Source organism: Pseudomonas sp. WJP1, from assembly GCF_028471945.1.
Classification (GTDB): domain Bacteria; phylum Pseudomonadota; class Gammaproteobacteria; order Pseudomonadales; family Pseudomonadaceae; genus Aquipseudomonas.
The window spans coordinates 953545-980215 of the sequence record NZ_CP110128.1; the positions used below are offsets into that span (position 1 = coordinate 953545).

The window sequence follows — 26671 nt, forward strand, 5'->3', positions numbered from 1 at the left end:
GAACTATGCAAATCCAAGTCAATAGCGATAACCATATTCAAAGCAGCATCCGACTGGAGGAGTGGGTACGAACCACCATTGAGAGCACGCTCGAACGTTATGAGGAGGACCTGACCCGCGTCGAGGTTCACCTGCGGGACGAGAACGGCGACAAGCCTGGTCCCCATGATTTGCGCTGCCAGCTGGAAGCGCGGCCAAAAGGCCACCAACCGATTTCTGTCACCCATAAAGCCGCCAGCCTGGAACTGGCGATCGACGGAGCTGCCGAGAAACTCGAACACGCCCTTGAACACCTGTTCGGCAAACTGCGCGGCAAACCACGCGCTGCCGTGGTGCCTTTCGAGCGCCGGCCTCACGCCGACAAGCTGCTGGAAGAAGAGTTTCTTGAAAACGAACAGGCTGCGCAAAACGCTTGATGCCTGATTGACCTTCCCAAATGAAAACGGGCCTGCCATGCAGGCTCGTTTTGTTTTTGGGGGTAAACGATCGTTCCCACGCAGAGCGTGGGAATGATCATCCCTTGCTCGGTTTAGAACGCCACCGACGTCTGCAAATAAACCGTCCGCGGTTCCCCCACGAACTTGCCCTTGTTGTTATCGTCGAACGAACGGGTGAAGTACTGATGGTTGAGGATATTCTTCACACCCACCGCCACCGTCAGGTCCGATAACTGCGGCCCGAAGTCATAGGCCGCGCGGCTGCTGAACAGCATGTAGCCCGGGATCTTGCCGGTGCTGCCATCGGCGCTTTCGGCCGAGGTGTTGGCGTTGTCGGCGAACTGGTCGCTTTGATAGCTGCTGTCCAGGTTCAACTCCCACGGCCCCTCGGTGTAACCAACGCCCAGGGTGCCTTTGTGTTTCGACGAGAACGGTACACGGTTGCCCTTGTTCGGACCGTCTTCGCGGATGGTCGTGTCAACATAGGCGTAGGTGGCGTACACATCTAAGCCCGCCAGTGCCGGGCTCAAGTCATCGAGGGCGTAGTTCACACTGGTCTCGATGCCTTGGTGGCGCGTTTCGCCACGTGCAATCACCGAATCGTTGGTCTGGTTACTTTCATATTGGTTATCGAAGTTGATCAGGAACGCGCCGATTTCCGCGCGCAGTGGGCCATTGTCGTAACGGGTGCCCATTTCCCAGGTGCGTGCCTTTTCCGGCTTGACTTCGCCGCTGGTCACGCGATTGGGCATCTGGCTGTACTGCACGCTACCGAACGAACCTTCGGTATTGGCGTACAGGTTCCAGGTGTCGGTCAGGTGATAGAGCACGTTCAATGCCGGCAACGCCGTGTTGTAGTCGCCCTGGTACTTTTCATTGGTCAGGTTGTTGGTTTGCTGCGAGTCGATCATTTCGTAGCGGATGCCGGGGGTGATAGTCCATTTGCCGATGTCGATCCGGTCATCGAGGAAGAATGCGTTGGCTTCGGTGCCGCCGCGTGTGTCGCGGTCGTTGCGGCTGCTGGTGGTCGGGTATTCGTTGCTGGCAATCGGTGTGCGGTAGCGCAGTTCGTGGCCGGCCTCGTTGATGTAGCGGTAGCCGATGCCGACTTCGTGGCTGGTGGCGCCGAGGTCGAAGCCTTGGGCAAAACGGGTTTCCAGGCCGCGGACCCAGTACTCGCGTGGCGACAGCGACAGGAAGGTGCCCTGGTCCAGGTAGCCACTGCGCAGGGTCTTGGTGAAAAAGGTGTTGGCGGTGAACTCGCGACGATCCTGCTGGTAGCGATAGCCGAAATTGAACATCGTGCGGCGGCCCCAGAACTGGTCTTTCGGGCGGGTCGACTGGTACGGATCGGCATCGTAGTCGGCGACGTTCAAGCCGCCAGGCATGTCGGCCTGGCCTTCGTAGTACTGCGCCATGGCGTTGAAGCTGTTGGCGTCGTCGAGCTGGTACTTGCCCTTGAGAATAAGGTCGTCGATTTCGGTGTCGCTGTGTTCGCGCCAGTCGCCACCGCGCGTGCCGGAATACAGCAGTGCGCCACCCAGGCCATTGTCTGCGGTGCCACCGGCCAGCAGATTACCCGTGGTCTTGAAGCCGTCGTGGCTGGAGGACGGGCTGGTCTCGGTCTGGAAACCCCCTTTGACCGTCGGCTCATCGGGAATCGCCCGGGTCACGAAGTTGACCACGCCGCCGACGTTCTGCGGACCGTAACGCACCGCGCCGCCGCCACGCACCACATCGACCGCGTCCATGTTGCCGATGCTCACCGGGGCAAACGACAACTGCGGCTGACCGTAGGGCGCGAACGGCACGGGGATGCCGTCCATCAGCACGGTCGAGCGCGAGGCCAGGCGTGGGTTGAGACCGCGAATGCCGAAATTCAGCGCCATATCGTGGCTGCCGGTACCGTTGTTGTCCGGCGCGTTGACGCCGGGGATGCGGTTGAGCACGTCGCGGGCCTGGGTGGCACCCTGGCGCTCGAATTCTTCGCGGCGGATCACATCACGGGCACCGGGGTGTTCGAAGACATTGATTTGCGAAGCATCACCGAGCCAGTCGCCGACGACGGTCGAACTGTCCAGTTCCAGCGCCGCGCCGCCCACCGGTTGCAGGCTGTAGGCATTGTCGCCCTCGCTGCGGGCCTGCAGGCCAGTGCCTTCGAGCAGCGCATTCAGTCCTTGCTCGGGGCTGTAGTTGCCTTCAAGGCCACGACTTTGCACACCGCTGGTGACTTGCGAGCCAAAGGTGATGAGCACGCCCGCTTCACGGCCAAATTGGTTGAGGGCGTTTTCCAGGGAAGATGGCGCGATGTGGTAAGCCCTGGTGTCGGCGGCGTACCCCTGCGGCAGGGCAGCGAAACTCAGGCTGGCGCCGAGCAGCAATTGACGCAGGGTGCGGGCCAGCGGAGTGAGGCGGGTGGGTTGCATGAAGGACGGTCCTGAGAAGGGGAATCAAGGTGGCTTTCCTTCTCTGTCACGCCAGATCTGAAAAACGGCTCATTGATCGTTCCCACGCGGAGCGTGGGAATGATCTCCAGCTAGGCCCGTGCCTCGACGGACACCCAGTACCGCGTAAAGCGCCTCACCTTCACCGGCAGGCTGATCTCCAGCAATTGCAGGATTCGTTCGCTGTCATCCAGGGGATAAGTCCCGGAGATCAGCAGGTCAGCGACCTTCGCGTCGCAATGCAGTTGTCCGCGTCGATAGCGGCCGAGCTCCTCGAGAAAATCACCGAGTCGCATGTGCGCCGCCACCAGCATGCCGTCAGTCCAGGCACCGCTGTTGGCATCCAGGGGCAAGGCCGTTCCAACGCCTTTTGCGCCAAAGCCCAGCTGCCGGGCGCTGGGCAGCATCAACGGTGAACCGCCATCGGGGGTCAATTCGACGCGGCCTTCGAACACCGCCACTTGGGTGTGGTCGGCAAACTGCCGCACGTTCAGGCGAGCCCCTTGGGTATTCAGCAGGCCATGGGCAGTCCGCACCTGGAATGGCTGGCGGGCGGTGAGCATAATCTCGCCTTCGAGCAAACGGATCAGCCGCTGTGGGCCTTCGAGGCGCACGTCCACCGAGCTGGCAGTATTGAGCTGCAACTGATCGCCACTGCCCAATGGCACTGTGTGCCGTTGGCCGACAGGGCTGCGGTAGTCGGCCAGCAAGGGGGGCAACACGTTGTGTTCACGCAGGCCCCAGGTGAGCGCCGAGCCCGCGCCGAGAATCAGCAGCAGCTTCAGTGCCTGGCGCCGACTGGCGGATGTCGGCGCGTTCAGTGCGGCGTGCGCCAGCGGCGACGATAAACCGCGCAGTCGCTGGTTCACCCGCTGGATATGCGCCCATGCCCGTTGATGCTCGCTGTGCGCGTCATGCCATCGTTGCCAGGCCTGTTGCTGGCGCGGGTTCAACGGCCCTTGCTGCATTTCCATCAGCCAGTGCACGGCCTGCTCGGCGACTTGGCCGGAAAAGTCCGCTGGAGTGTTCATAGGGCGAAGTAACAGCGCATGGCCGCTTTGCTCAGGTGACGCTTGACCGTGGCGATGGAAATGCCCAGTTCGGCGGCGATCTGTGGATAAGTCAGGCCATCGACCTGTGCCAGGAGAAACGCACGTTTGACCAGGCGCGGCAGGCCGTCGAGCAACTGGTCCAGCTCTACCAGGGTTTGCAGGATGATGGCCTTTTCTTCCTCGGACGGCGCGAAAAGTTCCGGCATTTGCGCCAGCGCTTGCAGGTAGGCGCGTTCCAGATCCTGACGGCGGTAATGGTTGGACAGCACGCGTTTGGCGAGGGTAGTGAGGAATGCTCGCGGCTCGACGATCTGTGGCGCTTCCCGCGCCGTCAGCACGCGCATGAACGTGTCCTGGGCCAGGTCCGCGGCGCTGTCAGGGCAGCCGAGCTTGCGCCGTAACCAACCGTTGAGCCAACTGTGGTGGGCGTTGTAGAGGGTTTCGACTGGATGGGCTGGCGGCAACTGGATCACTCGGGACGCATCTGGATGCGTTAGAGAACAAGAATTGTTCGCATTGTAATGGTTTAAGACAACCTCCGGCAATCAACTCGCCCTGTTGATTTCACCCGACAGCTTTGCATATGAGAATATTTATCATTAGTATTGCGTCTTGCTGGCCGCATGACGTTCATGCGGCCTCACCCGATTGCCGCTATGGCGCAGTATTGAATCGATGACCTCCCCCGAATCTCCCGAGATCGAGCACGCAGAACCACGCGGCGACCGTGCGCATTTTCTCCAGGTGTTTCTCTCCCAGCGTTCGCAAATGGAAGCGCTGGTGAGCCGTCGCGTCGGTTGCCGGGCGACGGCGGCGGACCTGGTGCAAGATTTGTTCGTGCGATTCTGGCGACGCCCTCTGGTGCAAGTTGAAGAACTCAGCACCTATCTGTTGCGCTGCGCCGGCAACATCGCCATCGATCACTTGCGCAGTGAAGGCACGCGGGTGCGGGCCAACGAAGGTTTGATGGCTGAACCGGTGCACTGCGTGGGCAGCGAGCCGCAAGCAGCGCTGGAAGCCGGCAACGATCTGCGCCACGTCGAAGCGGCGTTGCGTGCGTTACCAGAACGTACGCGGCAGATTTTTTTGCTCAATCGCATCCATGGCCGCAAGTACGCCGAGATCGCCAAGGCCATGGGCCTGTCCCAGAGTGCCGTGGAAAAACATATGATGCGCGCGCTCGAAGCCTGCAAGGCCAGCCTTCGGGAACCCGACCCGCGCACGCCAGGGAAAGCACAGTGAATGACATCGAACGCGTCATGCCGACGCCCGCTCAGGAGCAACAAGCGCTGGCTTGGCTGAGTCTGTTGCATGACCAGCCCAGCAGCGGTGATCAGGCCACTTTCAGTCATTGGTTGCAGGCCGACCCCGCCCATGCCGAGGCGTACGCCCGTGCGCAAGTGCTGTGGGAGTTGAGCGAAGTGCCGGCGCGCACGCTTGCCGATGAGAACGCGCTGGCCTTGCAGGGTTACCTCAACGCCATGGATCGCTCACGGCGCAGCAACGTTCGGCGTTGGTCGGGTGCGCTGGCCATGGCGGCTTGCCTGCTGCTGCTGATCAGCCTCGGCAGCGGTCGGCAGCCATTGCGTTGGGTCGACGATTTGGGCGCCGATTATGTCTCAGCGCCGGGGGAAATCCGCACCGTCACCCTGGCCGATCAATCGCAGGTCACCCTGGATGCCGACAGTGCGATTGCCGTGGATTTCAGTGCTGGTGAGCGGCATGTACAGGTGCGCCGCGGTGCCGGATTTTTCAATGTGACCCACACCGGCGAGCCCTTTGTGGTCGACGCCGAGAAGGGCCAGGCGCGGGTGCTCGGCACCCAGTTCGAAGTGCGACTGCAGCCCCGTGGGGCGCAGGTAACGGTGCTGTCGGGTCGGGTTGGCGTGACGGCCGACAACCACTCGGACCAGCAGATCCTGACGGCCGGCCAGCAAGTGGTTTACGGCGAAGGCTCGGCAGAAAAACTCCACGCGGTGGACAGCGAAGCGCAGCTGGCGTGGCGCCAGGGATGGCTCACTTACTACAAGGCGACGCTGGCAGATGTGGTGGAGGATCTGCGGCGGTATTACCCGGGAAGGATCGTGGTGCTCAATGATGAGCTGGCGAAGCGCAAGGTCAGCGGCAGCTTTCCGAGCAAGGATCCGCAGGCAGTGTTGAGTTCATTGCAGGGGGTGTTGGGGTTTGAGCAACACCAGGTTCTGGGGCATCTGATTATTTTGCGCTGAGGCGATTGGCCCCTTCGCGGGCAAGTCGGGTCGCCGCATCGCTCGCTCCTACAAAGGTTACGCAAATTCTGTAGGAGCGAGGCTTGCCCGCGAAGGCGTCAGATCAAACACCTCATCTCCCAACAAAAATATTTTCAACTTTCTGCTGAGGTAAAACAAAACGCCATCCGTGTACTGACTGAAACTGCGAGTCATTCGCATCCGTTGCGGTTCTACACAGGTCATGAGTCATGAAGTCCAGGGCAATATCGGGTTCGGTCAAACAATGGTTGGGTGTGTCTGCGTTGAGCTTCGCGGCGTTGACGCTGCTGCCGCTGAACGGGGCGATGGCCGCGCAGGCCGGCACCGCGCAAAGTACGCTGTTCAGCTTTTCGATGGCTGCCAAACCGCTGCCCCAGGCCTTGAGCGACTTCAGTCACGTCACCGGTATCAGCGTGGTCTACACCGATGAAGCGCCTTACGGCCTCACTGCCCCGGCGCTTAACGGGCAGTTGAGTGCCGAACAGGCCCTGCAGCGGTTGCTCAGCGGTTCCGGCTTGACCTCGCGCCGCATCGACGGCCACACCATGGTCCTGGAACCACTACCGACCGAGGGCGCGTTGAATCTGGGCGCCACCACCATCACCTCGGTGATGGATCAGTCCACCAGCTACCAGCCGCCACCCACCAGCTCGGTGATGCGTTCCTCGACGCCGCTGCAGGAAATTCCCCAGACGGTCAACGTCGTCCCGGCCCAGGTCATTCGCGACCAGGCCCCGCGCAATCTGGATGACGCGCTGGCGAACGTCAGCGGCATCACCCAGGGCAACACGTTGGGCAGCACCCAGGATTCGGTGATGACCCGCGGTTTCGGCGATAACCGCAATGGCTCGATCATGCGCGACGGCATGCCGGTGGTGCAGGGGCGGGGCCTGAACGCGACTGTGGACCGGGTCGAAGTGCTCAAGGGCCCGGCCTCGTTGCTCTATGGCATCCAGGATCCCGGCGGCGTGGTCAACATGGTCAGCAAGCAGCCGGAGCTTGATCCCTACAACGCCCTGACCCTGCGTGGCTCGACCTATGGCGAGGGCAAGAACGGCAGCGGCGGCACCTTTGACAGCACGGGCGCCCTGGGCGACTCCGGGTTCGCCTACCGCATGGTGCTGGACCACGAAGACGAAGAGTACTGGCGCAACTACGGTGTGCACCGCGAGACGCTGGTGGCGCCGTCGCTGGCCTGGTTCGGTGAAAGCACCCAGCTGACGTTCGCCTATGAACACCGGGAGTTCCTGACCCCGTTCGACCGTGGCACGGTGATCGATCCGCGTGACAATCATCCACTGGACATCCCCCGTGATCGCCGGCTCGACGAACCGTTCAACAACATGGAAGGGCGCTCCGACCTGTACCACTTCCAGGCCGATCACGACCTCAACGACAACTGGAAAGCCCATTTCGGCTACAGCTGGAATCGCGAGACCTATGACGCCAGCCAGGTGCGCGTGACCGCCATCGACACCAGCAAAGGCACGCTGACGCGCAGTATGGACGGCACGCAGAATGCCATCAGCACCGACCGTTTCACCACCGCCAGCCTTGAAGGCAAGGTCGATGTCGCCGGTATGCAACATGACCTGGTGTTCGGGATCGATGACGAATACCGCAAGATCTACCGCGCCGACCTGATCCGCCAGAAAAGCCTGACCACCTTCAGCTACCTCGACCCGGTGTATGGCCGCGAAGTCCCGGGCACCACGGTCAGTCCGGCCGACAGTGCGCAAACCGATATCCTGCGCAGCGATTCGGTGTTTTTGCAGGACTCGATCCACCTCACCGACCAATGGATCCTGGTGGCGGGCGGACGTTTCCAGGAATACGACCAGTACGCAGGCAAAGGCGTGCCGTTCAAGGCCAACACCGACAGCAACGGGCAGAAGTGGGTGCCGCGCGCCGGTCTGGTCTACCGCTACACCAACGAACTGTCGTTTTATGGCAGCTACACCGAATCGTTCAAACCCAACTCGACCATTGCGCCATTGAGCGGCAGCAGCACCGTGCTCGATGGCAGCATTGCGCCGGAAGAAGCCAAGTCGTGGGAGGTGGGAGCCCGGCTGGAAATGCCGGGCCGCGTAACGGGCAACATTGCGCTGTTCGACATCAAGAAACGCAACGTTTTGGTGGCTAACGCCGAAGGCCCGGTGACCCTCTACAGTGCGGCGGGCGAAGTGCGTTCCCGTGGCCTGGAAGTGGACTTGAGCGGCCAGCTCACTGACCGTTGGAGCATGATCGGCAGTTATGCCTACACCGATGCCGAGGTCACCGAAGACCCGGTCTATAAAGGCAATCAGCTGCAGAACGTGGCGAAGAACAGCGGCTCGCTGTCGGCGGTGTACGACTTCGGCAGCGTCATCGGTGGCGACCAGTTGCGGGTTGGCGCCGGGGCGCGCTATGTCGGGGAGCGAGCGGGCAATGCCGTGAATGATTTCGACCTGCCGAGCTATACCGTCGCCGATGCGTTTGCCACCTACGACACTCAACTCGATGGGCAGCGGCTCAAGTTTCAACTCAACGTGAAGAACCTGTTTGACCGCACGTATTACACCTCGGCGGCGAGCCGGTTCTTTGTGTCGATGGGGGATTCGCGGCAGGTGACGTTGTCGAGCACCTTGGAATTTTGACGACGGCTGTGCAGTGGGGGTTAGCGGTTTTTTGTTTCTGAATCACACCGTCCTTGTCGTGCTGCTGGCAAGGACGGCGAGATGGGCGGGGCGAGCGTTATTTACTATTGAGTTTGATTTGCCCCGTTGACCAATCCAGCGGTCCGTCGACTCCGAATTTCAGGTTAAGTTTAAAGTCAATTTCATTAATGCTTCGGTCATCATTTAGCTTGATGCGGATCCGGCCAGCTTTGTCGTGGACGAGAGCATAAACATAGTGACTGTCATCGGTTTGTCTTGCCCAGAAATGCATTTGGTATACAGCGCGGAGAGAATCCTCGCTCTCATCAAAATTCTTGTGAAGTTTAAGTGTCAAGCCGTAGGACTTATCGTCGTTGATGGCGAATATTTCAAACAGGGATGTATCCTGCCTGGTGGAGACGTTCGCAAAAGAAAAGTCTTTACCGTAGCTTGCAAGGTTGATCGTTGCGGAGCCTTCGGTTTTAGCTCCATTGGTTTCGCTGTTCAGGGTGAATGCTTCAGTGTTACCGGTTGTTGTGGACATAATATAAACTCCTTGGTGAGGGGGGAGTATTACTTGTCCGGGTGGCGAGTGGGTACTGTCAGAAATACTAGGGTCTTGTTATATTTGATTGTATTTCGAAATAAACAAGATTGATTTTTGTATTGAAAGTAATCGAAGTTTCTCTTTTTATCGTAAAAACGCCTGCCGATATTCTCCTGGCGTTCCACCAAGCGCCTGCCTGAACCGGTTGGTAAAGTGACTGGCACTGGCAAACCCGCACGCCAATGCAATCTCCCCCAACGGCTGCAAGGTGGTGCGCAGCAAATCCCGCGCCCGGCTCAAGCGCCGCGCCAGCACATACTGATGGGGCGGCAAACCGAAACTCTCACGAAACATCCGCGCAAAGTGGTATTCGGATAATGCACACAACGCAGCCAACTGCCCCAGGCTGATGGCTTCGGCCAACTGACTGTCGATGAATTCCACCAGATGCCGCCGCTGATGCGCGGCCAGGCCACCCTTGAGGCGCAAGCCGGGACGCATGCTGACCTGGCTGAGCAGGGCGTGTGCGAGCATTTCATGGGCCAGGCTGCTGGTAAGCAAGCGTTCTCCGGGTTCGTCCCAGTTGAGGCTGATCAAGTGCCGAAAGCGCAACGCCTGTTGTGGGTCATCCAGAAAAGTTTGCTCACGCAACTGCAGTTGCCGTGGTTCGCGATCGAGCAGGGTGACGCAGCCAAGGGCAAATTGTTCAGGGCTGAAATACAGGTGGGCGAGGCGAATGTCGCCATTGATCACCCAGCCTGACTGATGGTCGGCCGGCAGGATGCACAGCTTGTCCGGACCGCCCTTGGTGCCCGGCTGGTCACGCCGGAAGGTCCCGGTACCGCCAGCGATGTAGCAGGACAGCGTGTGGTGGCTCGGCGCTTCGTAGTCCTGGGCATCGTGGTGGTTGTTCCACAAGGCTGCTGCCAATCCGTCACCGAGCTCGGCGCTATGCTCGAGGCGAGCATTGGGCGAGCGGTTGAGGGCTTGAAAGACTTGCAGGGATTCCAGTGCGGGCATGATCGTTTCTCTCCAACGCCTTGCATCCTACTCCGTAGACACCTGCCTGCCAGCCCGTCGCCTGACAAAAGCGCAAGATTATGCAAGTGCCGCGCAACGCGGCGCAGGACACTGGGCGCCTATCGAGGAGCCTTTGCCATGAACCTTTCGTTGTACTTGCTGACTGTGCTGATCTGGGGCACCACCTGGATTGCCCTGAAATGGCAACTGGGCGTGGTGGCGATTCCCGTGTCCATTGTTTATCGCTTTGGTTTGGCGGCACTGGTGCTATTCGTGATCTTGCTGCTCAGCCGCCGCCTGCAAGTGATGAACCGCCGTGGGCATCTGATTTGCCTGGCGCAGGGGTTGTGCCTGTTCTGCGTCAACTTCATGTGTTTCCTGACCGCCAGTCAGTGGATCCCCAGCGGCCTGGTGGCCGTGGTGTTTTCCACGGCCACGCTGTGGAATGCGCTGAACGCACGGGTGTTCTTCGCTCAGAAAATCGCCCGCAATGTGCTGATGGGCGGCGCGCTGGGCTTGCTCGGCCTGGGCCTGTTGTTCTGGCCCGAACTGGCGGGTCACACCACCAGCCCGCAAACCTTGCTCGGCCTTGGCCTGGCCCTGTGCGGCACCTTGTGCTTCTCGGCGGGGAACATGCTGTCGAGCCTGCAACAAAAGGCCGGGCTCAAGCCACTGACAACCAATGCCTGGGGCATGGCCTACGGCGCGGCGATGTTGTCGGTGTGGTGCCTGGTCAAGGGAATCCCGTTCGACATGGAATGGAACACCCGCTACATCGGCTCGCTGCTGTACCTGGTAATTCCCGGTTCGGTCATCGGTTTCACGGCCTACCTGACCCTTGTCGGGCGCATGGGCCCCGAGCGTGCGGCCTATTGCACTGTGCTGTTTCCGGTGGTGGCGCTGAATGTCTCGGCATTTGCCGAAGGCTACCAATGGACGCCCCCGGCGCTCGTGGGCCTGGTGATGGTCATGCTGGGCAACGTGTTGGTGTTTCGCAAGCCCGGGACGAGCGCCAGGCCCGTGGCGGGGAAGCTGGCCTGAGCGGCAGGCTGTTCAGCGGTCTTTCACTGCGGTGAGATAGATCAGGCCGAGAAACATGTATTGAATGTTGTTTTCTGCCCAAGTGTAGGTATTGCGATGAGCAGAGTAATCCAGGTCAAACCATTCATTGAGTATGATGACGTATAAAGCCTGATAAACAAAAATACCAATCGCAAGACCAGCGATGGCGAATTTTTTTGCTTCGTGAAACTCGTTGCGTGGTGCAGCGACCTTTCGGCAGAGCTGATAGGTCCCTATCAGGCAACTAAAAGTGTAAATGATCTCGAGCGAAATGATCGCCCAGTAAAAGCGATGATGAAACATGTTGGAGGTGATCGCCCTGTAGCGCCGGGAGTCGTTGCCCTCGGTGTCGCTCATGCTGATGATGCGCCCGATGTAGTCGGCATATGCCGCATAATCGGAGATATTGTTAGCGATGGTCATCAGCCCAAATAATGCCGCTGTCAAAACAATAATTATTTTGCTCCGCCTTGTTACGGAGGCGGTAGTGAGTTTGTTCATGTGGGTACGTTCTCCGAGTGCACGTCTGGTGCTTTCTTTAATGACTCGAAGTTTATAGCTGTTCAGGAAAGTTCAGTCGGAGACTGCGTTGCGAGTTATGTCGTTTGCGTTATTCAAATAGCAAGTCGCTTGATGTCAGGGAAAGTGGCACGTCCAGCCAGACGTGCCATTGTTCAATTAGCCTTTCCAGACCTGCGGATTGACCAGGTCTTGTGGGCGCTCGCCCAGCAAGGCACTGCGCAGGTTCGCCAGAGCGCGGTTGGCCATGGCGTCGCGGGTTTCATGGGTGGCCGAACCGATATGCGGCAAGGTCACGGCGTTTTTCAATTGAAACAGCGGCGACTCGGCCAGCGGTTCTTTTTCATACACATCCAGCCCGGCGCCGCGGATGCGGTTGTTTTGCAGCGCTTCGATCAGTGCCGGCTCGTCCACCACCGGGCCACGGGCAATGTTCACCAGGATCGCGCTCGGCTTCATCAGGGCCAGTTCGCGATGGCTGATGAGGTGCCTGGTTTTCTCGCTGAGCGGGACCACCAGGCAAACGAAATCGGCTTCAGCCAGCAGCTCGTCCAGGCTGCGCATCTGCGCGCCGAGTTCCTGTTCCAGCGCAGTCTTGCGGCTGTTGCCGCTGTAGATGATCGGCATGTTGAAGCCCAGGCGCCCACGGCGTGCGATGGCCGCGCCGATGTTGCCCATGCCGACGATGCCCAGGGTCTTGCCGTGAACATCGCAGCCGAACAGCGGGGCGCCGACGGTGGCTTGCCATTGACCCGCCTTGGTCCAGGCGTCAAGCTCGGCGACGCGGCGTGCACTGCTCATCAACAAGGCGAAGGCCAGGTCGGCGGTGCTTTCGGTGAGCACGTCCGGGGTGTTGGTGAGCATGATCCCGCGCTCGTTAAAATAGGCCACGTCATAGTTGTCATAGCCCACCGAGACGCTGGACACGACTTCCAGGCTGGCGGCGTTTTCCAGTTGTGCGCGACCGAGCTTGCGGCCGACCCCGATCAAGCCGTGGGCATGGGGCAGGGCTTCGTTGAACTGGGCGCTGATGTCACCCTTTTTCGGGTTCGGAACGATGACGTCGAAGTCTTGTTGCAGGCGTTCAACCATTTCTGGCGTGACGCGGCTGAAGGCGAGGACAGTCTTTTTCATGGGTACAGGGCTCGTCGGGCGGAGGAGGATGTGGGGAAAGCTACAAGCTTCAAGCGACAGGCCGCAAGCTAAAAGCTACCCGCAGCGCTTTTAACTTGAAGCGAGCAGCTTGAAGCTTATGGCTGCCGTTCCGTTATACTGGCGTCTTTCGCGGCTCGCTGACCGGGCCCGACACAGTGTGCATCACCCGGAGCTTTTCATGACTTCCCCGAAACAACCGCCGGTAGCCGACGCCTTGAGCGACGAGCAGGCAGAGCTGCCAGACAGCGTCGACTCCAGCGCTGACAGCGAGACCAAAACCGCGATCCCGGCGTTCAAGTTCCCGTTCAAGCCGGGTGAGCTGCAGGCCACCAAGGACGCCAGCCAGCCGTGGTACAAGAACGGCGCCAAGAATGGCCACACCAAGACCCCGGGGATGGCACCTCCGGGTACTCGCCGTTCGATGGGCAAGCGTTAGGTTTCAGGTTTTTTCCAGCGCTTGGGCCTGGGTCTTCGCCAGCGAAATGAACGCATAGTCAGCGGGTGGTTCGTTCACCACCTGCGCACCCGCTGCCAATACCTGTCCGGCGACATCGTCCCCCGACACATGAAACTGCCATTCGCTTTCCCATGCCGGTAACGTCTGCCCGTCCAATTCGTCGATGATCGTGGCGAATTCGGTCATGTCCGGCAGGTAAGCGGTAAATCCGTCGCCCTTGAGGGCGGTCGTTCGAATCCCCAGTAACGCGCATACCGCATCCTTGATGTGGATGTCTTCGCGATCCGCCTGGCGAGAGCGCTGGATCAGTTGCGCCAGTTCCGGGTCCGCCAGTTGGCCACCTACAATCAGTTGCGGTCCCTGTTCCCAGGATTGCGGAGGGCATTCCTTGACGGCGATGTTCAAGGGAATGTGCGGATTGATCTCCATCGGGTAGATGCGGCACACCAACGGCCGGCGTTCGTAGATGCGGCACAGGTTGTCCTGGTCAAGATGGCGGCAGGCGCCGGGGTTGTAGGCGGCAAAAGTAATGGCGACATAAGCCTCGCAGGCGCCGCTGCGCACCACTGCCGAGCGACGTTCGGCGTGCTCGCGTTGTTGCGCCGGCAGGCCCAGGCCATTGCTCAGGAAGGCTTCCACCAGCACGATCACCTGGCCACCGTCGGCCGCCCACATCCGGGCTTCGGCCAGGGTCAGGGGCACGTGGTGGTCATTGCAGCATTTGCCACAGCCTACACAGGAAAACGTCGTATTCATTGAACAGCCAGTCGCATCCGGGGGCAGTAAGCGGCGACAGAATGCCGCCGCAAAGGTTGCTCTCGAAGCAAGTTATGCGCCACTCGCAGCGATCACCGCCCGGTGCTTATTTCATTCCCAGGCGCTTGGCCATCCGCCCGAGATTGGCCCGGTCCAGTCCCAACTCGCGGGCAGCGCTCGCCCAGTTGTGGTGGTGTCGTTCCAGGCAGGCGCCGATCAATTGGCGCTGATAACGCTCGGTGGCTTCGCGCAAATCGCCCGTCACCGTTTCCATGGCAGCGGCAATGGGTTGCTCGGCACTGACTTCCACACTGCCATGGGGCAGATCGAGGTCTGTCGCACTCAAGCTGAGGATCTTCGGCCTTTCCTTGCAATTACCCAGCGCCTTCAACGCGCTGCGGCCGATCAGGTGTTCCAGTTCGCGCACGTTGCCGGGCCAAGCGTAGGCCAGCAACGCAGCCTGGGCATCGGTGCTCAGGCGCAGGCTGTTGAGGCCCATGCGCGAGCGGTTCTGTTCGAGGAAGAAACCGCTGAGCAATAACACATCTCGCCCTCGGTCACGCAGCGCCGGGACCAGCAAGGGGTAAACACTGAGCCGGTGATAGAAGTCGGCGCGGTAGCGGCCACTGCGCACTTCCTCGGCCAGGTCGCGATTGGTCGCTGCGATCAGGCGCACATCGACCTGATGCTCCTGGTCCGAACCCAGTCGCTGCAGCTGACCGCTTTGCAGCACGCGCAGCAATTTGGCCTGCACCGTCAGTGACAGTTCGCCCACCTCGTCAAGAAACAGCGTACCGCCATTGGCCAGTTCGAACTTGCCGCGCCGGTCATTCATCGCCCCGGTGAAAGCCCCGCGGACGTGCCCGAACAGTTCGCTCTCCACCAGCGTATCCGGCAAGGCGGCGCAGTTGAGGCTGATGATCGGCTTGTCGGCGCGCGGCGAGGCGGCATGGATGGCCTGGGCCACCAGCTCCTTGCCCACCCCGGTTTCCCCGGTAATCAACACCGTGAGATCGCTGCCGCCTACCAGGTTGATTTCTTCCACCAGGCGTTTGTGGGCCTTGCTTTGACCAATCATTTCGCGGTTTTGCTGGCCGCTGGCCTGGCGGTACACCTCGGCGCGCTGGTGTTCGTCTTCGACCCTGTTGTTCAAGCGCTCGATGCGTTCGGCCGCGTTGACGGTTGCCGCCGCGAGGCTGGCGAAGGCCTCAAGGGCATCCAGTTCTATCGGTTCGAACTGTTCCGGGTTGAGGGCGTCGAGTGTCAGCAGGCCCCACGGGCGTTCATCGATGAACAGTGGGCAACCCATGCAATCGTGGACTTCCAGATGATCGTCCAGGCCATCGACCAGGCCGTCATACGGGTCGGGCATCTCGCTGTCAGCGGCAAACCGCGTGGGGCCTGTGCTGCTGAGCAGGGCCTGGAAGCGCGGGTGTTCGCTAACCTTGAAGCGCCGGCCGAGGGTGTCGGTGCTCAAGCCGTCGACAGCCAGCGGCACCAGCCATTCGCCATCAAGGCGCAGCAGTGCGGCGGCATCGCAGGGGAGCAGGGCGCGCATGGCTTCCAGCAAGCGCCGATAGCGTTCACCCTCGGGGAGTTCGCGGGACAGATCCGCAACCAGTGGCAACAGCGCGGTAAGCAGGGATTTTGCAGTCATAGTGACTCCGTGTAGTCGATAAGACTATAACCTGCTGTGGGTCGTAATGACTACTGTGTAATTAAGTGATTGATTTATAACGATTTAATAGTTGGCATGGAAACTGATAAGCATATGGCAACTGTTAAGAAAACCCCGTTGCCCAGGAGTCACCTTATGCTGAGCGTTCAAGACCGTGCCATCGTCAAGTCCACTGTGCCATTGCTGGAAAGCGGTGGCGAAGCGCTGATCACTCACTTCTACCGGATGATGTTGTCCGAGTACCCGGAAGTCCGTCCACTGTTCAACCAGGCTCACCAGGCCAGCGGTGACCAGCCGCGCGCCCTGGCGAACGGTGTATTGATGTATGCCCGCCACATCGACCAGCTCGATCAGTTGGGCGACCTGGTGGCCAAGATCATCAACAAGCACGTAGCCCTGCAGATTCTGCCGGAACACTACCCGATCGTCGGCAGCTGCCTGCTGCGTGCCATTGCCGAGGTGCTGGGCGAAGAAATCGCCACCCCTGAAGTGATTGCGGCATGGGGTGCGGCTTACGGCCAGTTGGCGGACATTCTGATCGGTGCCGAAACCAGCATCTACGACCAGAAGGAGCAGGCACCGGGCGGCTGGCGCGGGGCGCGGGAATTCATCGTGGTGGCCAAGGTCGAGGAAAGCGCGGAAATCACCTCTTTCTATTTCGAACCGGCTGACAAGGGCGCGATCCTGGCTGCCGAGCCTGGCCAGTACATCGGCATGAAACTGATCCTCGATGGCGAAGAAATTCGTCGTAACTATTCGCTGTCGGCGTTGGCGAACAAGGGCCAGTACCGCATCAGCGTCAAGCGTGAAGACGGCGGGCGAGCTTCCAATCACTTGCACGATCAACTGCATGTAGGGGCGAGCATCCAGCTGTTCCCGCCATCGGGCGAGTTCACCCTGAGCGCCAGCGACAAACCACTGGTGCTGATCAGCGGCGGCGTCGGCATCACCCCGACCCTGGCCATGCTGGAAGCGGCGCTGGAAACCGAGCGGCCGGTGCACTTTATCCACTGCGCGCGCAACGGCAGCGTCCACGCCTTCCGCGACTGGATCGACGGGCTGGCCGAGCGTCATCCGCAACTCAAGCGTTTCTACTGCTATGCCGAAGATGACGGCGTCAGCCCGGCGGCGCACAAGGTCGGGCTGTTGAGCCAGGAACAACTGGCCGCCTGGTTGCCTGAAGAGCGTGACCTGGACGCTTACTTCCTCGGGCCAAAAGGCTTCATGGCGGCGGTCAAGCGTCACCTCAAGGCGCTGGGTGTGCCTGAGAAGCAGAGCCGTTACGAGTTCTTCGGGCCGGCTGCGGCGTTGGAATAAACACCGGACGCATACGCGTACCCGTCCCGTAGGGGCACGGCTTGCCGGCGAAGGTGATCTCTCGGGCGCCTTCGCCGGCAAGCCTGGCTCCTACGGGTACATTGGGTTCCCAATCAAATGTACGGTGTATTTCAGCCTTTGAGTTCCTTCAAATGCTTGTACACCGTTGCCCGGCCCATGTTCAGTACATTGGCCACATAATTGGATGCGCTCTTGCCCTTGAAGGCGCCTTCGGCGTGCAGGGCCAGCACCAGTTCGCGTTTGTGATCGCGGGTCAGCAGGTTCAGGCTCAGCTGGCGTTCGCGCAGCCAGGCGTGGAGGAAGGTGTTGATCCGCTCCTGCCAGTCATCGCGAAACAGTGAATCGGGCTGCGGAATCAGCTTGGTCGGCGACAGGAACAGGTCCAGCGCGGCCTTGGCATTCTCGAACAGCGAAATATTCAGGTTGATGCACAGCACCGCCAGCGGGTGTCCCTCGCGGTCGCGCAGCACGGTGCTGAGGCTGCGAATCTTCTGACCATCCCAATTGAGCTTTTCGTAGGGCCCGATGTTGCGTTCGCTGACATCGTCGCTGAGCATGTCCTCCAATGCCGAATCGTCACCGATTTCCCGTTTCGACAGGTTGTTGGCGATGTAGTCGACCTTTTGCGTGCGCAAATCGTGCAGCACCACCTCGGCGTGGGGGAAAAACAGCGTGGCGATGGCATCGGCGATAGCCCGGAAGTTGTCCAGGGACGTCTCGTTCAGGGCCGGGTCTTGTTCAGGTGCGTTCATACAGTGGGGCTCCGGGCAGCTTCAGCGCCCCGTCAAACAGGACGCTGAAAGTGTGCCGCAATCGAGTCGGCGCGTCACCTGAGGACAACAGTCAGCCCAGACGGGCAGGGGACAGCATCCCGGCATTCAGGCCGAAACGGGTGAGGGGTTCGGGCAGGGGTTCACCGCGAACCAGCGCGGCACTGGCCTGACCCATGGCCGGCGAGGTCTGGATGCCGTAGCCGCCTTGTGCCGCCACCCAAAACAACCCCGGCACCTGCGAATCGAAACCGGACAGCAAGTCGCCATCGCTGACGAAACTGCGCAGGCCGGCCCAGGTTCGGGTCGGGCGGCGGATGGTCAGCGTGGTGGCTTCCTCGATCTGGTAGATGCCCATGGCAATGTCCAGTTCTTCGGGTTGCACGTCGTGGGGTTCGACCGGGTCGGCGTTGGCCGGCGAGCCGAGGAACATCCCGGCGTCGGGTTTCATGTAGAAGGATTCGTCGAGGCTGACCAGCATCGGCCAATGGTGGATGTCCACACCCTCGGGGCCGGCGAAGATGAACGCCGCGCGGCGTTTGGGTTGCAGGCCCAGTGGCCGGGCACCGGCCATTTCGCCGATCTTGTCGGCCCAGGCGCCGGCGGCGTTGATGATCACCGGTGCGCTGAAAGTCTGCCCCTGGGTTTGTACCTGCCACAGGCCTGCGGCATCACGGGTCAGGCTCAGGACTTCGGCGTCGGTATGAACTTCACCTTGATTGCGCCGGATACCGCGCAGGTAGCCCTGGTGCAGGGCATCGGTGTCGATGTCGCTGGCGGTCGGATCGTAGATCGCACCGTGGACTTTTTCCCGGCGCAGAATCGGCAGGCGCACACAGGCCTCTTCGGCGCTGAGCAATTGCATTTCAGGCACCGTGGCCTTGGCGCTCAGGTACTGGTTTTTCAGTTCGGCCGGATCGCCGGTGAAGTCCACGGTCATTTCGCCACGCGGGGTCAGCAACGGGTGTTCGCAGAAGCCGGCGGGTGGGGCGTCGAAGAAATCCCGGCTGGCCTGGGTCAGCGCGCGAACTTGTGGCGTGCCATAGGCGGCGGTGTAAAGCGCCGCGGAACGACCGGTGGAGTGATAGGCCGGGTGGGACTCGCGTTCGAGCACGATTACGCGACTGTGCTGCGACAGCCAGAAACCGGTGGAAGCGCCGGCAATCCCGCCGCCGATGATGATGAAGTCTGCTTGGCTCATGAAGGTCTCCTGATCAAGCGTAGATACCATTGATGTAGAAGATCCCTGTGGGAGCGGCGGTGCGACGATTCGACTTGCCCGCGATTGCATCGCCGCGGTATGCCTGGCAGACCGCGGCGTCTGCATCGCGGGCAAGTCGAATCGTCGCACCGCCGCTCCCACAGGGTTAAGTGTTAACGCTGAAGTCGATAGATGGCATTGGCCAGCGCAATGTCTTCCAGACCCAGCCCGATGGAGCGGAAGAACACATGGCGGTCGTAGTCGGGGCGCTGCACCTTCTCGCTGAGCAGGTCGGCCAGGTCGCCGACAATCGCGTTCTTGTCCCAGCCATGCTGTTCAGCGGCAATCAGCATCTCGCCGGCCGAGCCCGGGGTGGTCATACGGTAGTCGCAGAATACCTGCATGTCATTGAGGCTTTGCGGCGGCACCTCATGGGCGCGCGGCGCGTTGGTGCTGATGGAGGTGATCAGCGCCGGTTTGCCCAGGGTCGACGGATCGATCACCGGACCTGCGGACGAGGTGCAGAGCATGATGACATCCGCGTCGCTGATGGCAGCCTCGCGACTTTGCGCGATGCTCAGGCGCGGTTCGATACCTTTTAGCAGGCTCACCGTTTCAGGGTCTTCGCTCAGGCTTGGCGAGTACAGGCTGATGCTCTGCCAGTCGCGCAGGCCTTTCACGTAATGCAGGTGCGCCTGGGCCACTTTGCCGCTGCCGATGATTGCCAGGCGGCTCGCCTTGAGCGGTGCGAGGGCGTCGACCGCCACCGCGGTGGTCGCCGCAGTCCGGGCGGTGGTCAGTTCGCCTGCATCGCACAGCAACAGCGGCTGGCCGGTTTGCATCGACATCAGCAGCGTCCATGCGGTCACCAGGGGGCCTTGTTCACGGACGATGTAGGGCGAAGTCTTGACCCCGTACACGCCGTCTTCGGCCAGCACGCCCAGGTAGTTGATGAAGTCGCCGGCACCCTGGGGAAATTCCACCAGTTGCTGTGCCGGCTGCACGGCTTGCCCGGCGGCCAGGTCGCGGAACAGTTTGCGCAGGATCTGCGGCACGTCGACCTGCGCCAGCAACTCGCGGGCCTGGGTTTGATTGATCACGTAAGGGGTGCTGGACATGGTCGGCTCCGGGAGCTTGGCGTAAACTAATTTGTCCATTATGGACTTTTAGTTATCTCTGGCAATCTCCGGGCGAAAAAAAAGCGCAGTCCGTTTCCGGCTGCGCTTGTTCTTGCAACGGCACTCAGTGCGGCCGCTTGCGCTCAATCGGCCGCAGTAGATGGGTCGGTGGCGTTTCACAGCTGATCTTGCGTCCCAGCTTTTCTTCGATGGCGGGTAGCTGGTAGGAGTCGTCTTCACCGGCAAAGCTGATGGACACACCGTCGGCACCGGCACGACCGGTACGACCGATGCGATGCACGTAGTCGTCCGGGACTTCCGGCAGGGTGAAGTTGATCACGTGGCTGATGCCGTCGATGTGGATGCCGCGACCGGCCACGTCGGTGGCGACCAGCACGCGGATGTGGCCTTCGCGGAAACCTTCCAGGGTCTTGATGCGCTTGTGTTGCGGTACATCACCCGACAGCTGCGCGGCGTTGACGCCGTCGCGCACCAGGCGTTCTTCGATGCGTCGCACTTCATCCTTGCGGTTGGCGAAGACGATGACCCGCTCCCAGCCGTTGTCGGTGACCAGGTTGTAGAGCAGTTTGTATTTGTCGGCACCGGCCACCGCGTAGATGTGTTGTTCGACGTTTTCGTTGGCCACGTTCTGCGACTCGATCTCGACGATGGCGGGGTCGGTGGTCCATTGCTTGGCCAGGTTCATCACGTCTTCGGTGAAGGTCGCGGAGAACAGCAGCGTCTGGCGCTCGGACTTCGGTGGCGTCTGGCGAATGATCTGGCGTACCTGCGGGATGAAGCCCATGTCGAGCATGCGGTCGGCTTCGTCCAGCACCATCACTTCAACCATGTCCAGGTGCACGTCGCCGCGCTGGTTGAAGTCCAGCAGGCGGCCCGGCGTGGCCACGAGGATGTCGCAGTGGCGGGCCTCGAGGTGCTTGAGCTGCTTGTCGAAGTCCATGCCGCCGACAAACGTCATGACGTTCAGGCCGGTGTACTTGGTCAGGTCGGCCGCGTCCTTGGCGATCTGAACCACCAGTTCGCGGGTCGGGGCGATGATCAGTGCGCGCGGCTCACCCATGTAGCGCTCTTTCGGCGGCGGGGTCTGCAGCAGCTGGGTGATGATCGAGATCAGGAACGCCGCGGTCTTGCCGGTACCGGTCTGCGCGCGGCCGATGGCGTCTTTGCCGGCGAGGGTGAAGCCCAGCACCTGGGCCTGGATCGGCGTGCAGTACGGGAAGCCCAGGTCCTGGATGGCGTGCATCAGTTCGGGGGCAAGCTTGAAATCGTGGAAACGGGTCTTGCCTTCCTGGGGCTCGACGACGAAGTCTTCGAGTTTCCACGGGATGACCGGCGCCTTCGGCTTCGGTTCGCGGCGGGGTTTGGCAGGTTTTGGCGTTTCGCTGCGTGGCTGCTCGGGGGCAGTGACCACCGCAGGCTGGTCGGCCGGCGTGCTCGCAGGCTCATGTTTCGGTGCCGCTACGGCGGCGGTCCGGCCAGGCTGACTACCGTCGGTGCGGTGGCTGGGGGCGTGAGAAGGAGCGCTGGGGACTGGCGCGAGTTGCTCAGTCTCGCTTTTACCGAACATTTTCTTGAGTGCTTTGAGCACGGTCATCTCATCAATTGGTTAAGGAATGTACGCCGGCCAGTGTAATGCAAGAATCGGGCGCGGCGTAGAGGGATGGATCAAAGGGCGTTTTTAAACATTATTGTTTAGCGCAGGCGCTCGGCGAGCCACACGCCGATGTCGCGAATCTCCTCGGGTAACACTTCATGACCCATTGGGTATTCCTGCCATGTCACGGTGACACCACGCTGTTTCAGATGCTCGTAGGCGCTACGTCCCATCGAATTCTGCACCACGTCATCGTACTGGCCGTGCAGCGACAGCACCGGAATGCGCTGCTGGCTGGCGGACAGTTCCAGCGTATCGCTGAAGGTCGGTGCATAAGTAGAGAGGGCAAGTACGCCACCCAATGGGCCCTGCCATTTCAGAAACGCGGTGTGTAGAACCACGGCGCCGCCCTGGGAAAAGCCTGCCAGGAAAATTCGCGAGGCGTCTATTCCGCTGGCGCGCTGCTGTTCGAGCAATTCGATTATCCAGTTGGCCGACTCTTCCAGTTGCTCGGGATTGATCGCGCGGGCCGGGCTCATGGCCAAAATGTCGTACCAGCTCGGCATCTCGTAACCGCCATTGATGGTGACGGCGCGGGTCGGTGCCTGGGGCAGGACGAAGCGTGTGCCCAACAAAGTTTCCTGCAGCGCTTCGGCCACCGGCAGGAAGTCGAAGCGATCGGCGCCCAGGCCGTGCAGCCAGATCACGCAGGCATCTGCGGTCTTGACGGGTTCAAGAATCAAGGGATTGGTCATGGCTGCTCCAAATATGTGCGTGCGCGCTCATTGAGTGCGAGGTGCGAGTGCGCGCCTGGTTGATCAGTTACGAAGATGTCGCAAGGTTACAAGTTTTGCTATTGACCTGTCGCTTAACCGCTTAAGCGGTCGGTGTGGTACGGGCTTTGCTATAGGGATGTTGGTACGAAAATCCCACATCTGTCGGTAACACTATCAGGCCATTGTTGGCAGTGGGATAGCAAAAAAATCCGGTAATGGATGTTCGCCAGTGGCCGCTACGGGCTTCGCGAACGAGAAAGGGCTACAGCCCGTTCGGCCGATTGGTGAGAAGTGAGTTGTCCTTTATGTGGATTTTCTCCTACTAGACTCATGGCTACGGTCCTACGTCGGTTGACCCTCAAAAAAGCCAACACGGGTCACCACCGCCTCAAAAGGGTGCGACTGGACTCACGCTCCGACACAACAAGAGCAAAACTGGAGGTTTGAATGAAGATGTTGAAATCCACCCTGGCAGTCGTGACTGCAGCCGCAGTACTCGGCGTCAGCGGGTTCGCTCAGGCGGGCGCGACCCTGGATGCAGTGCAGAAGAAAGGTTTCGTACAGTGCGGCGTCAGCGATGGCCTGCCTGGTTTCTCGGTTCCGGATTCCACCGGCAAGATCGTCGGTATCGATGCCGACTACTGCCGTGCCGTGGCCGCTGCCGTCTTCGGTGACGCGACCAAGGTCAAGTTCAGCCAGTTGAACGCCAAGGAGCGCTTCACCGCGCTGCAGTCGGGCGAAATCGACATCCTGTCGCGCAACACCACCATGACCAGCTCCCGTGACGCGGGCATGGGTCTGAAATTCCCTGGCTTCATCACTTACTACGACGGCATCGGCTTCCTGGTCAACAACAAGCTGGGCGTCAAGAGCGCCAAAGAGCTGGACGGCGCGACCATCTGCATCCAGGCCGGTACCACCACCGAACTGAACGTTTCCGACTATTTCCGCGGCAACGGTCTGAAATACACCCCGATCACTTTCGACACCTCCGACGAGAGCGCCAAGTCGCTGGAATCCGGTCGTTGCGACGTACTGACCTCCGACAAATCCCAGCTGTTCGCCCAACGCAGCAAGCTGGCCTCGCCGAAGGACTACGTGGTGCTGCCGGAAACCATTTCCAAGGAGCCACTGGGCCCGGTCGTGCGTAACGGCGACGACGAGTGGCTGGCCATCGTGCGCTGGGTTGGCTACGCCATGCTCAACGCCGAAGAAGCAGGCATCACCTCGAAGAACGTCGAGGCTGAAGCCAAGGGCACCAAGAACCCGGACGTCGCTCGTTTGCTGGGCACCGACGGTGAATACGGTAAAGACCTGAAAGTGAAGAAAGACTGGGTCGTGCAGGTCGTCAAGCAAGTCGGCAACTACGGTGAAGTGTTCGAGAAAAACCTCGGCAAGAGCACTCCGCTGGAAATCGACCGCGGGCTGAACGCCTTGTGGAACGCTGGCGGCATTCAATACGCACCACCAGTGCGCTGATGGTTCTATCACCCGGTGGGCCAACCACCGGGTGATGTTCTGTTCCATTCTTTGCGGGGCACTTCATGCAAAATTCAATCGGCGCACCAAAGCAGAGGCTCAGCCTCAGCGATCCAAGAGTGCGTGCGTGGGTATTCCAGATCATCACCATTGTCGCGGTGGTCTCGCTAGGCTGGTATCTGTTCGACAACACACAGACCAACCTGCAACACCGGGGCATCACCTCCGGTTTTGACTTTCTGGAGCGCAGTGCCGGGTTCGGCATCGCTCAACACCTGATCGCCTACACCGAAGCGGACAGCTATGCCCGGGTGTTTGTCATCGGCTTGCTCAACACCTTGCTGGTGACCTTCATCGGCGTGATCCTGGCGACGATCCTGGGCTTCATCGTCGGTGTGGCACGGCTGTCGAAGAACTGGATCATCGCCAAGGTGGCGACGGTGTACGTGGAAGTTTTCCGTAACATCCCGCCGCTGCTACAGATCCTGTTCTGGTACTTCGCGGTATTCCTGACCATGCCGGGGCCGCGCAACAGCCACAACTTCGGCGACACCTTCTTCGTCAGCAGCCGCGGCCTGAACATGCCGGCGGCGCTGATGGCCGATGGGTTCTGGGCGTTCGTGATCAGCATCGTCGTGGCCATTGTCGCCATCGTGCTGATGACCCGCTGGGCCAACAAGCGCTTCGAAGCCACCGGCGAGCCGTTCCACAAGTTCTGGGTCGGCCTGGCGCTGTTCCTGGTGATCCCGGCCCTGTGCGCCCTGATTTTCGGCGCACCTGTGCACTGGGAAATGCCGAAGCTGCAAGGCTTCAACTTCGTCGGTGGCTGGGTGCTGATCCCGGAATTGCTGGCCTTGACCCTGGCACTGACGGTGTACACCGCGGCGTTCATCGCCGAGATCGTGCGTTCGGGCATCAAGTCGGTCAGCCACGGCCAGACCGAGGCGGCGCATTCCCTCGGCCTGCGCAACGGTCCGACCCTGCGCAAGGTGATCATCCCGCAAGCCCTGCGCGTGATCATTCCACCGCTGACCAGCCAATACCTGAACCTGGCGAAGAACTCCTCGCTGGCGGCCGGTATCGGTTATCCGGAGATGGTGTCGCTGTTCGCCGGCACGGTGCTGAACCAGACCGGACAGGCGATCGAGGTGATTGCCATCACCATGAGCGTGTACCTGGCGATCAGCATCAGCATTTCCCTGCTGATGAACTGGTACAACAAGCGCATTGCGCTGATCGAGCGGTAAGGAATAGCGCATGAGTACTCATACTTTCAAACCCGACATGCCACCGCCGGCCAAGGTCTTCGGCCCGATGGCGTGGATGCGCGCGAACATGTTCTCCAGCTGGCTCAACACCCTGCTGACCTTGTTTGCGTTCTACCTGATTTACCTGGTGGTGCCACCGATCCTGCAGTGGGCGATTCTCGATGCCAACTGGGTCGGCACCTCCCAGGCCGACTGCACCAAGGAGGGCGCCTGCTGGGTGTTCATCCAGCAGCGCTTCGGCCAGTTCATGTACGGCTACTACCCGCCGGTACTGCGCTGGCGCGTGGACCTGACGGTGTGGCTGGCGATTGTCGGCGTGGCGCCGTTGTTCATCTCGCGCTTTCACCATAAGGCGGTGTACGGGCTGAGCTTCCTGGTGCTGTACCCGATCATTGCCTGGTGCCTGCTGCATGGCGGCGTATTGGGTCTGGACGCCGTGGCGACCAGCCAGTGGGGCGGCCTGATGCTGACCCTGGTGATCGCCACCGTCGGCATTGCCGGTGCATTGCCGCTGGGCATCGTCCTGGCGTTGGGCCGTCGTTCCAACATGCCGGCGATTCGTGTGGTCTGCGTGACCTTCATCGAATTCTGGCGCGGCGTGCCGTTGATCACGGTGCTGTTCATGTCCTCGGTGATGCTGCCGTTGTTCCTGCCTGAAGGCATGAACTTCGACAAGCTGCTGCGGGCGCTGATTGGCGTGATCCTGTTCCAGTCGGCCTACGTGGCCGAAGTGGTGCGCGGCGGCCTGCAAGCGATCCCTAAAGGACAGTACGAAGCCGCCGCGGCAATGGGCCTGGGCTACTGGCGCAGCATGGGCCTGGTGATTCTGCCGCAAGCCCTGAAGCTGGTGATCCCCGGCATCGTCAACACCTTCATCGCGCTGTTCAAGGACACGAGCCTGGTGATCATCATCGGCCTGTTCGACCTGCTCAACAGCGTCAAGCAAGCCGCCGCCGACCCGAAATGGCTGGGCATGGCCACTGAAGGCTATGTGTTCGCCGCCCTGGTGTTCTGGATTTTCTGTTTTGGTATGTCGCGCTATTCCATGCATCTGGAACGCAAGCTCGACACAGGCCACAAGCGTTAGGAGTTCT

24 protein-coding genes are annotated in these 26671 nt (G+C 60.6%); 10 read left to right on the forward strand and 14 right to left on the reverse strand.

Annotated elements, in window-relative coordinates; translation table 11 throughout:
* Window positions 1-5 precede the first annotated feature (5 nt).
* Window positions 6-416: an HPF/RaiA family ribosome-associated protein gene (locus OH720_RS04270; protein ID WP_008054445.1), complete on the forward strand. Its 411-nt coding sequence runs from the start codon at window positions 6-8 to the stop codon at window positions 414-416.
* A gap of 113 nt (window positions 417-529) precedes the next feature.
* Here the strand turns inward: OH720_RS04270 and fecA are convergent, their stop codons facing one another.
* The 3 genes from fecA to OH720_RS04285 form a co-directional block, all read right to left on the reverse strand.
* On the reverse strand, window positions 530-2863 hold the full coding sequence (gene fecA / locus OH720_RS04275) for a TonB-dependent Fe(3+) dicitrate receptor FecA (RefSeq protein WP_272604680.1): 2334 nt from the start codon (window positions 2861-2863) through the stop codon (window positions 530-532).
* Window positions 2864-2973: 110 nt separating this feature from the next.
* Window positions 2974-3912, reverse strand: a complete 939-nt coding sequence (locus OH720_RS04280) for a FecR domain-containing protein (protein ID WP_272604681.1) — start codon at window positions 3910-3912, stop codon at window positions 2974-2976.
* Entirely contained in the window at window positions 3909-4397 is a 489-nt protein-coding gene (locus OH720_RS04285; protein ID WP_272606396.1) for a sigma-70 family RNA polymerase sigma factor, read from the reverse strand. Before OH720_RS04285 ends, OH720_RS04280 begins: the two co-directional genes overlap by 4 nt.
* Before the next feature lie 211 nt (window positions 4398-4608).
* On the opposite strand from OH720_RS04285, the gene OH720_RS04290 reads away from it, so the two are divergent.
* The 3 genes from OH720_RS04290 (at window position 4609) to OH720_RS04300 (ending at window position 8818) form a co-directional block, all read left to right on the forward strand.
* Complete coding sequence (locus tag OH720_RS04290; RefSeq protein ID WP_272604682.1) at window positions 4609-5175, forward strand: RNA polymerase sigma factor; 567 nt, start codon at window positions 4609-4611, stop codon at window positions 5173-5175.
* Entirely contained in the window at window positions 5172-6161 is a 990-nt protein-coding gene (locus OH720_RS04295; RefSeq protein WP_272604683.1) for a FecR family protein, read from the forward strand. The genes OH720_RS04290 and OH720_RS04295 overlap by 4 nt, the downstream gene beginning before the upstream one ends.
* A 230-nt stretch (window positions 6162-6391) precedes the next feature.
* Window positions 6392-8818: a TonB-dependent siderophore receptor gene (locus tag OH720_RS04300; RefSeq protein ID WP_272604684.1), complete on the forward strand. Its 2427-nt coding sequence runs from the start codon at window positions 6392-6394 to the stop codon at window positions 8816-8818.
* Between the two features lie 97 nt (window positions 8819-8915).
* On the opposite strand, the gene OH720_RS04305 is transcribed toward OH720_RS04300, so the two are convergent.
* Together OH720_RS04305 and OH720_RS04310 are read right to left on the reverse strand one after the other, a co-directional pair.
* Complete coding sequence (locus tag OH720_RS04305) at window positions 8916-9362, reverse strand: hypothetical protein (RefSeq protein ID WP_272604685.1); 447 nt, start codon at window positions 9360-9362, stop codon at window positions 8916-8918.
* A 147-nt stretch (window positions 9363-9509) separates the two neighbouring features.
* Window positions 9510-10385, reverse strand: coding sequence for a helix-turn-helix domain-containing protein (locus tag OH720_RS04310; protein WP_272604686.1), 876 nt, complete (start codon window positions 10383-10385; stop codon window positions 9510-9512).
* A 138-nt stretch (window positions 10386-10523) separates the two neighbouring features.
* On the opposite strand from OH720_RS04310, the gene OH720_RS04315 reads away from it, so the two are divergent.
* Window positions 10524-11426, forward strand: a complete 903-nt coding sequence (locus tag OH720_RS04315) for a DMT family transporter (protein WP_272604687.1) — start codon at window positions 10524-10526, stop codon at window positions 11424-11426.
* 12 nt (window positions 11427-11438) lie between these two features.
* Here the strand turns inward: OH720_RS04315 and OH720_RS04320 are convergent, their stop codons facing one another.
* Window positions 11439-11948, reverse strand: coding sequence for a DUF2165 family protein (locus tag OH720_RS04320; RefSeq protein ID WP_272604688.1), 510 nt, complete (start codon window positions 11946-11948; stop codon window positions 11439-11441).
* Between the two features lie 177 nt (window positions 11949-12125).
* Window positions 12126-13100 carry a 2-hydroxyacid dehydrogenase gene (locus OH720_RS04325; RefSeq protein ID WP_272604689.1) on the reverse strand — a complete coding sequence of 325 codons (975 nt, stop codon included), beginning with the start codon at window positions 13098-13100 and terminating at the stop codon, window positions 12126-12128.
* 199 nt (window positions 13101-13299) lie between these two features.
* On the opposite strand from OH720_RS04325, the gene OH720_RS04330 reads away from it, so the two are divergent.
* Window positions 13300-13557 (forward strand): hypothetical protein, encoded by a 258-nt coding sequence (locus OH720_RS04330; protein ID WP_020796706.1) that lies wholly within the window; start codon window positions 13300-13302, stop codon window positions 13555-13557.
* A 3-nt stretch (window positions 13558-13560) separates the two neighbouring features.
* Here the strand turns inward: OH720_RS04330 and OH720_RS04335 are convergent, their stop codons facing one another.
* Both OH720_RS04335 and norR read right to left on the reverse strand, forming a co-directional pair.
* On the reverse strand, window positions 13561-14334 hold the full coding sequence (locus OH720_RS04335; protein WP_272604690.1) for a YkgJ family cysteine cluster protein: 774 nt from the start codon (window positions 14332-14334) through the stop codon (window positions 13561-13563).
* A 106-nt stretch (window positions 14335-14440) separates the two neighbouring features.
* Window positions 14441-15991 (reverse strand): nitric oxide reductase transcriptional regulator NorR, encoded by a 1551-nt coding sequence (gene norR, locus OH720_RS04340; RefSeq protein ID WP_272604691.1) that lies wholly within the window; start codon window positions 15989-15991, stop codon window positions 14441-14443.
* Between the two features lie 156 nt (window positions 15992-16147).
* Between norR and hmpA the strand changes: the two genes are divergently transcribed.
* Window positions 16148-17329: an NO-inducible flavohemoprotein gene (gene hmpA / locus OH720_RS04345; RefSeq protein WP_272604692.1), complete on the forward strand. Its 1182-nt coding sequence runs from the start codon at window positions 16148-16150 to the stop codon at window positions 17327-17329.
* 131 nt (window positions 17330-17460) lie between these two features.
* Here the strand turns inward: hmpA and OH720_RS04350 are convergent, their stop codons facing one another.
* The 5 genes from OH720_RS04350 to OH720_RS04370 all read right to left on the reverse strand — a co-directional run bounded on the left by OH720_RS04350 (window position 17461) and on the right by OH720_RS04370 (window position 22809).
* Window positions 17461-18102 (reverse strand): helix-turn-helix transcriptional regulator, encoded by a 642-nt coding sequence (locus OH720_RS04350; RefSeq protein ID WP_180205767.1) that lies wholly within the window; start codon window positions 18100-18102, stop codon window positions 17461-17463.
* Between the two features lie 91 nt (window positions 18103-18193).
* On the reverse strand, window positions 18194-19321 hold the full coding sequence (locus OH720_RS04355; protein ID WP_272604693.1) for an NAD(P)/FAD-dependent oxidoreductase: 1128 nt from the start codon (window positions 19319-19321) through the stop codon (window positions 18194-18196).
* A gap of 173 nt (window positions 19322-19494) precedes the next feature.
* Complete coding sequence (locus OH720_RS04360) at window positions 19495-20439, reverse strand: ornithine cyclodeaminase family protein (protein WP_272604694.1); 945 nt, start codon at window positions 20437-20439, stop codon at window positions 19495-19497.
* Window positions 20440-20563: 124 nt separating this feature from the next.
* Window positions 20564-22054: an ATP-dependent RNA helicase RhlB gene (gene rhlB, locus OH720_RS04365; RefSeq protein ID WP_272604695.1), complete on the reverse strand. Its 1491-nt coding sequence runs from the start codon at window positions 22052-22054 to the stop codon at window positions 20564-20566.
* Window positions 22055-22152: 98 nt separating this feature from the next.
* Window positions 22153-22809 carry an alpha/beta hydrolase gene (locus OH720_RS04370; RefSeq protein WP_272604696.1) on the reverse strand — a complete coding sequence of 219 codons (657 nt, stop codon included), beginning with the start codon at window positions 22807-22809 and terminating at the stop codon, window positions 22153-22155.
* 468 nt (window positions 22810-23277) lie between these two features.
* Here OH720_RS04370 and OH720_RS04375 point away from each other — a divergent pair, with 468 nt between their 5' ends.
* The 3 genes from OH720_RS04375 (at window position 23278) to OH720_RS04385 (ending at window position 26664) form a co-directional block, all read left to right on the forward strand.
* The gene (locus OH720_RS04375) at window positions 23278-24309 is read left to right on the forward strand and encodes an amino acid ABC transporter substrate-binding protein (RefSeq protein WP_008054471.1); all 1032 of its coding nucleotides are present in this window, start codon (window positions 23278-23280) and stop codon (window positions 24307-24309) included.
* 65 nt (window positions 24310-24374) lie between these two features.
* Window positions 24375-25556: an amino acid ABC transporter permease gene (locus OH720_RS04380; protein WP_272604697.1), complete on the forward strand. Its 1182-nt coding sequence runs from the start codon at window positions 24375-24377 to the stop codon at window positions 25554-25556.
* A gap of 10 nt (window positions 25557-25566) precedes the next feature.
* On the forward strand, window positions 25567-26664 hold the full coding sequence (locus OH720_RS04385; RefSeq protein WP_057713401.1) for an amino acid ABC transporter permease: 1098 nt from the start codon (window positions 25567-25569) through the stop codon (window positions 26662-26664).
* Window positions 26665-26671: the final 7 nt, after the last annotated feature.

Coding starts and splice junctions, on each gene's coding strand:
- OH720_RS04270 (WP_008054445.1), top strand. CDS start 6: ATGCAAATCCAAGTCAATAGCGATAACCATATTCAAAGCAGCATCCGA.
- fecA (WP_272604680.1), bottom strand. CDS start 2,863: ATGCAACCCACCCGCCTCACTCCGCTGGCCCGCACCCTGCGTCAATTG.
- OH720_RS04280 (WP_272604681.1), bottom strand. CDS start 3,912: ATGAACACTCCAGCGGACTTTTCCGGCCAAGTCGCCGAGCAGGCCGTG.
- OH720_RS04290 (WP_272604682.1), top strand. CDS start 4,609: ATGACCTCCCCCGAATCTCCCGAGATCGAGCACGCAGAACCACGCGGC.
- OH720_RS04300 (WP_272604684.1), top strand. CDS start 6,392: ATGAAGTCCAGGGCAATATCGGGTTCGGTCAAACAATGGTTGGGTGTG.
- OH720_RS04305 (WP_272604685.1), bottom strand. CDS start 9,362: ATGTCCACAACAACCGGTAACACTGAAGCATTCACCCTGAACAGCGAA.
- OH720_RS04310 (WP_272604686.1), bottom strand. CDS start 10,385: ATGCCCGCACTGGAATCCCTGCAAGTCTTTCAAGCCCTCAACCGCTCG.
- OH720_RS04315 (WP_272604687.1), top strand. CDS start 10,524: ATGAACCTTTCGTTGTACTTGCTGACTGTGCTGATCTGGGGCACCACC.
- OH720_RS04320 (WP_272604688.1), bottom strand. CDS start 11,948: ATGAACAAACTCACTACCGCCTCCGTAACAAGGCGGAGCAAAATAATT.
- OH720_RS04325 (WP_272604689.1), bottom strand. CDS start 13,100: ATGAAAAAGACTGTCCTCGCCTTCAGCCGCGTCACGCCAGAAATGGTT.
- OH720_RS04330 (WP_020796706.1), top strand. CDS start 13,300: ATGACTTCCCCGAAACAACCGCCGGTAGCCGACGCCTTGAGCGACGAG.
- OH720_RS04335 (WP_272604690.1), bottom strand. CDS start 14,334: ATGAATACGACGTTTTCCTGTGTAGGCTGTGGCAAATGCTGCAATGAC.
- norR (WP_272604691.1), bottom strand. CDS start 15,991: ATGACTGCAAAATCCCTGCTTACCGCGCTGTTGCCACTGGTTGCGGAT.
- hmpA (WP_272604692.1), top strand. CDS start 16,148: ATGCTGAGCGTTCAAGACCGTGCCATCGTCAAGTCCACTGTGCCATTG.
- OH720_RS04350 (WP_180205767.1), bottom strand. CDS start 18,102: ATGAACGCACCTGAACAAGACCCGGCCCTGAACGAGACGTCCCTGGAC.
- OH720_RS04355 (WP_272604693.1), bottom strand. CDS start 19,321: ATGAGCCAAGCAGACTTCATCATCATCGGCGGCGGGATTGCCGGCGCT.
- OH720_RS04360 (WP_272604694.1), bottom strand. CDS start 20,439: ATGTCCAGCACCCCTTACGTGATCAATCAAACCCAGGCCCGCGAGTTG.
- rhlB (WP_272604695.1), bottom strand. CDS start 22,054: ATGACCGTGCTCAAAGCACTCAAGAAAATGTTCGGTAAAAGCGAGACT.
- OH720_RS04370 (WP_272604696.1), bottom strand. CDS start 22,809: ATGACCAATCCCTTGATTCTTGAACCCGTCAAGACCGCAGATGCCTGC.
- OH720_RS04375 (WP_008054471.1), top strand. CDS start 23,278: ATGAAGATGTTGAAATCCACCCTGGCAGTCGTGACTGCAGCCGCAGTA.
- OH720_RS04380 (WP_272604697.1), top strand. CDS start 24,375: ATGCAAAATTCAATCGGCGCACCAAAGCAGAGGCTCAGCCTCAGCGAT.
- OH720_RS04385 (WP_057713401.1), top strand. CDS start 25,567: ATGAGTACTCATACTTTCAAACCCGACATGCCACCGCCGGCCAAGGTC.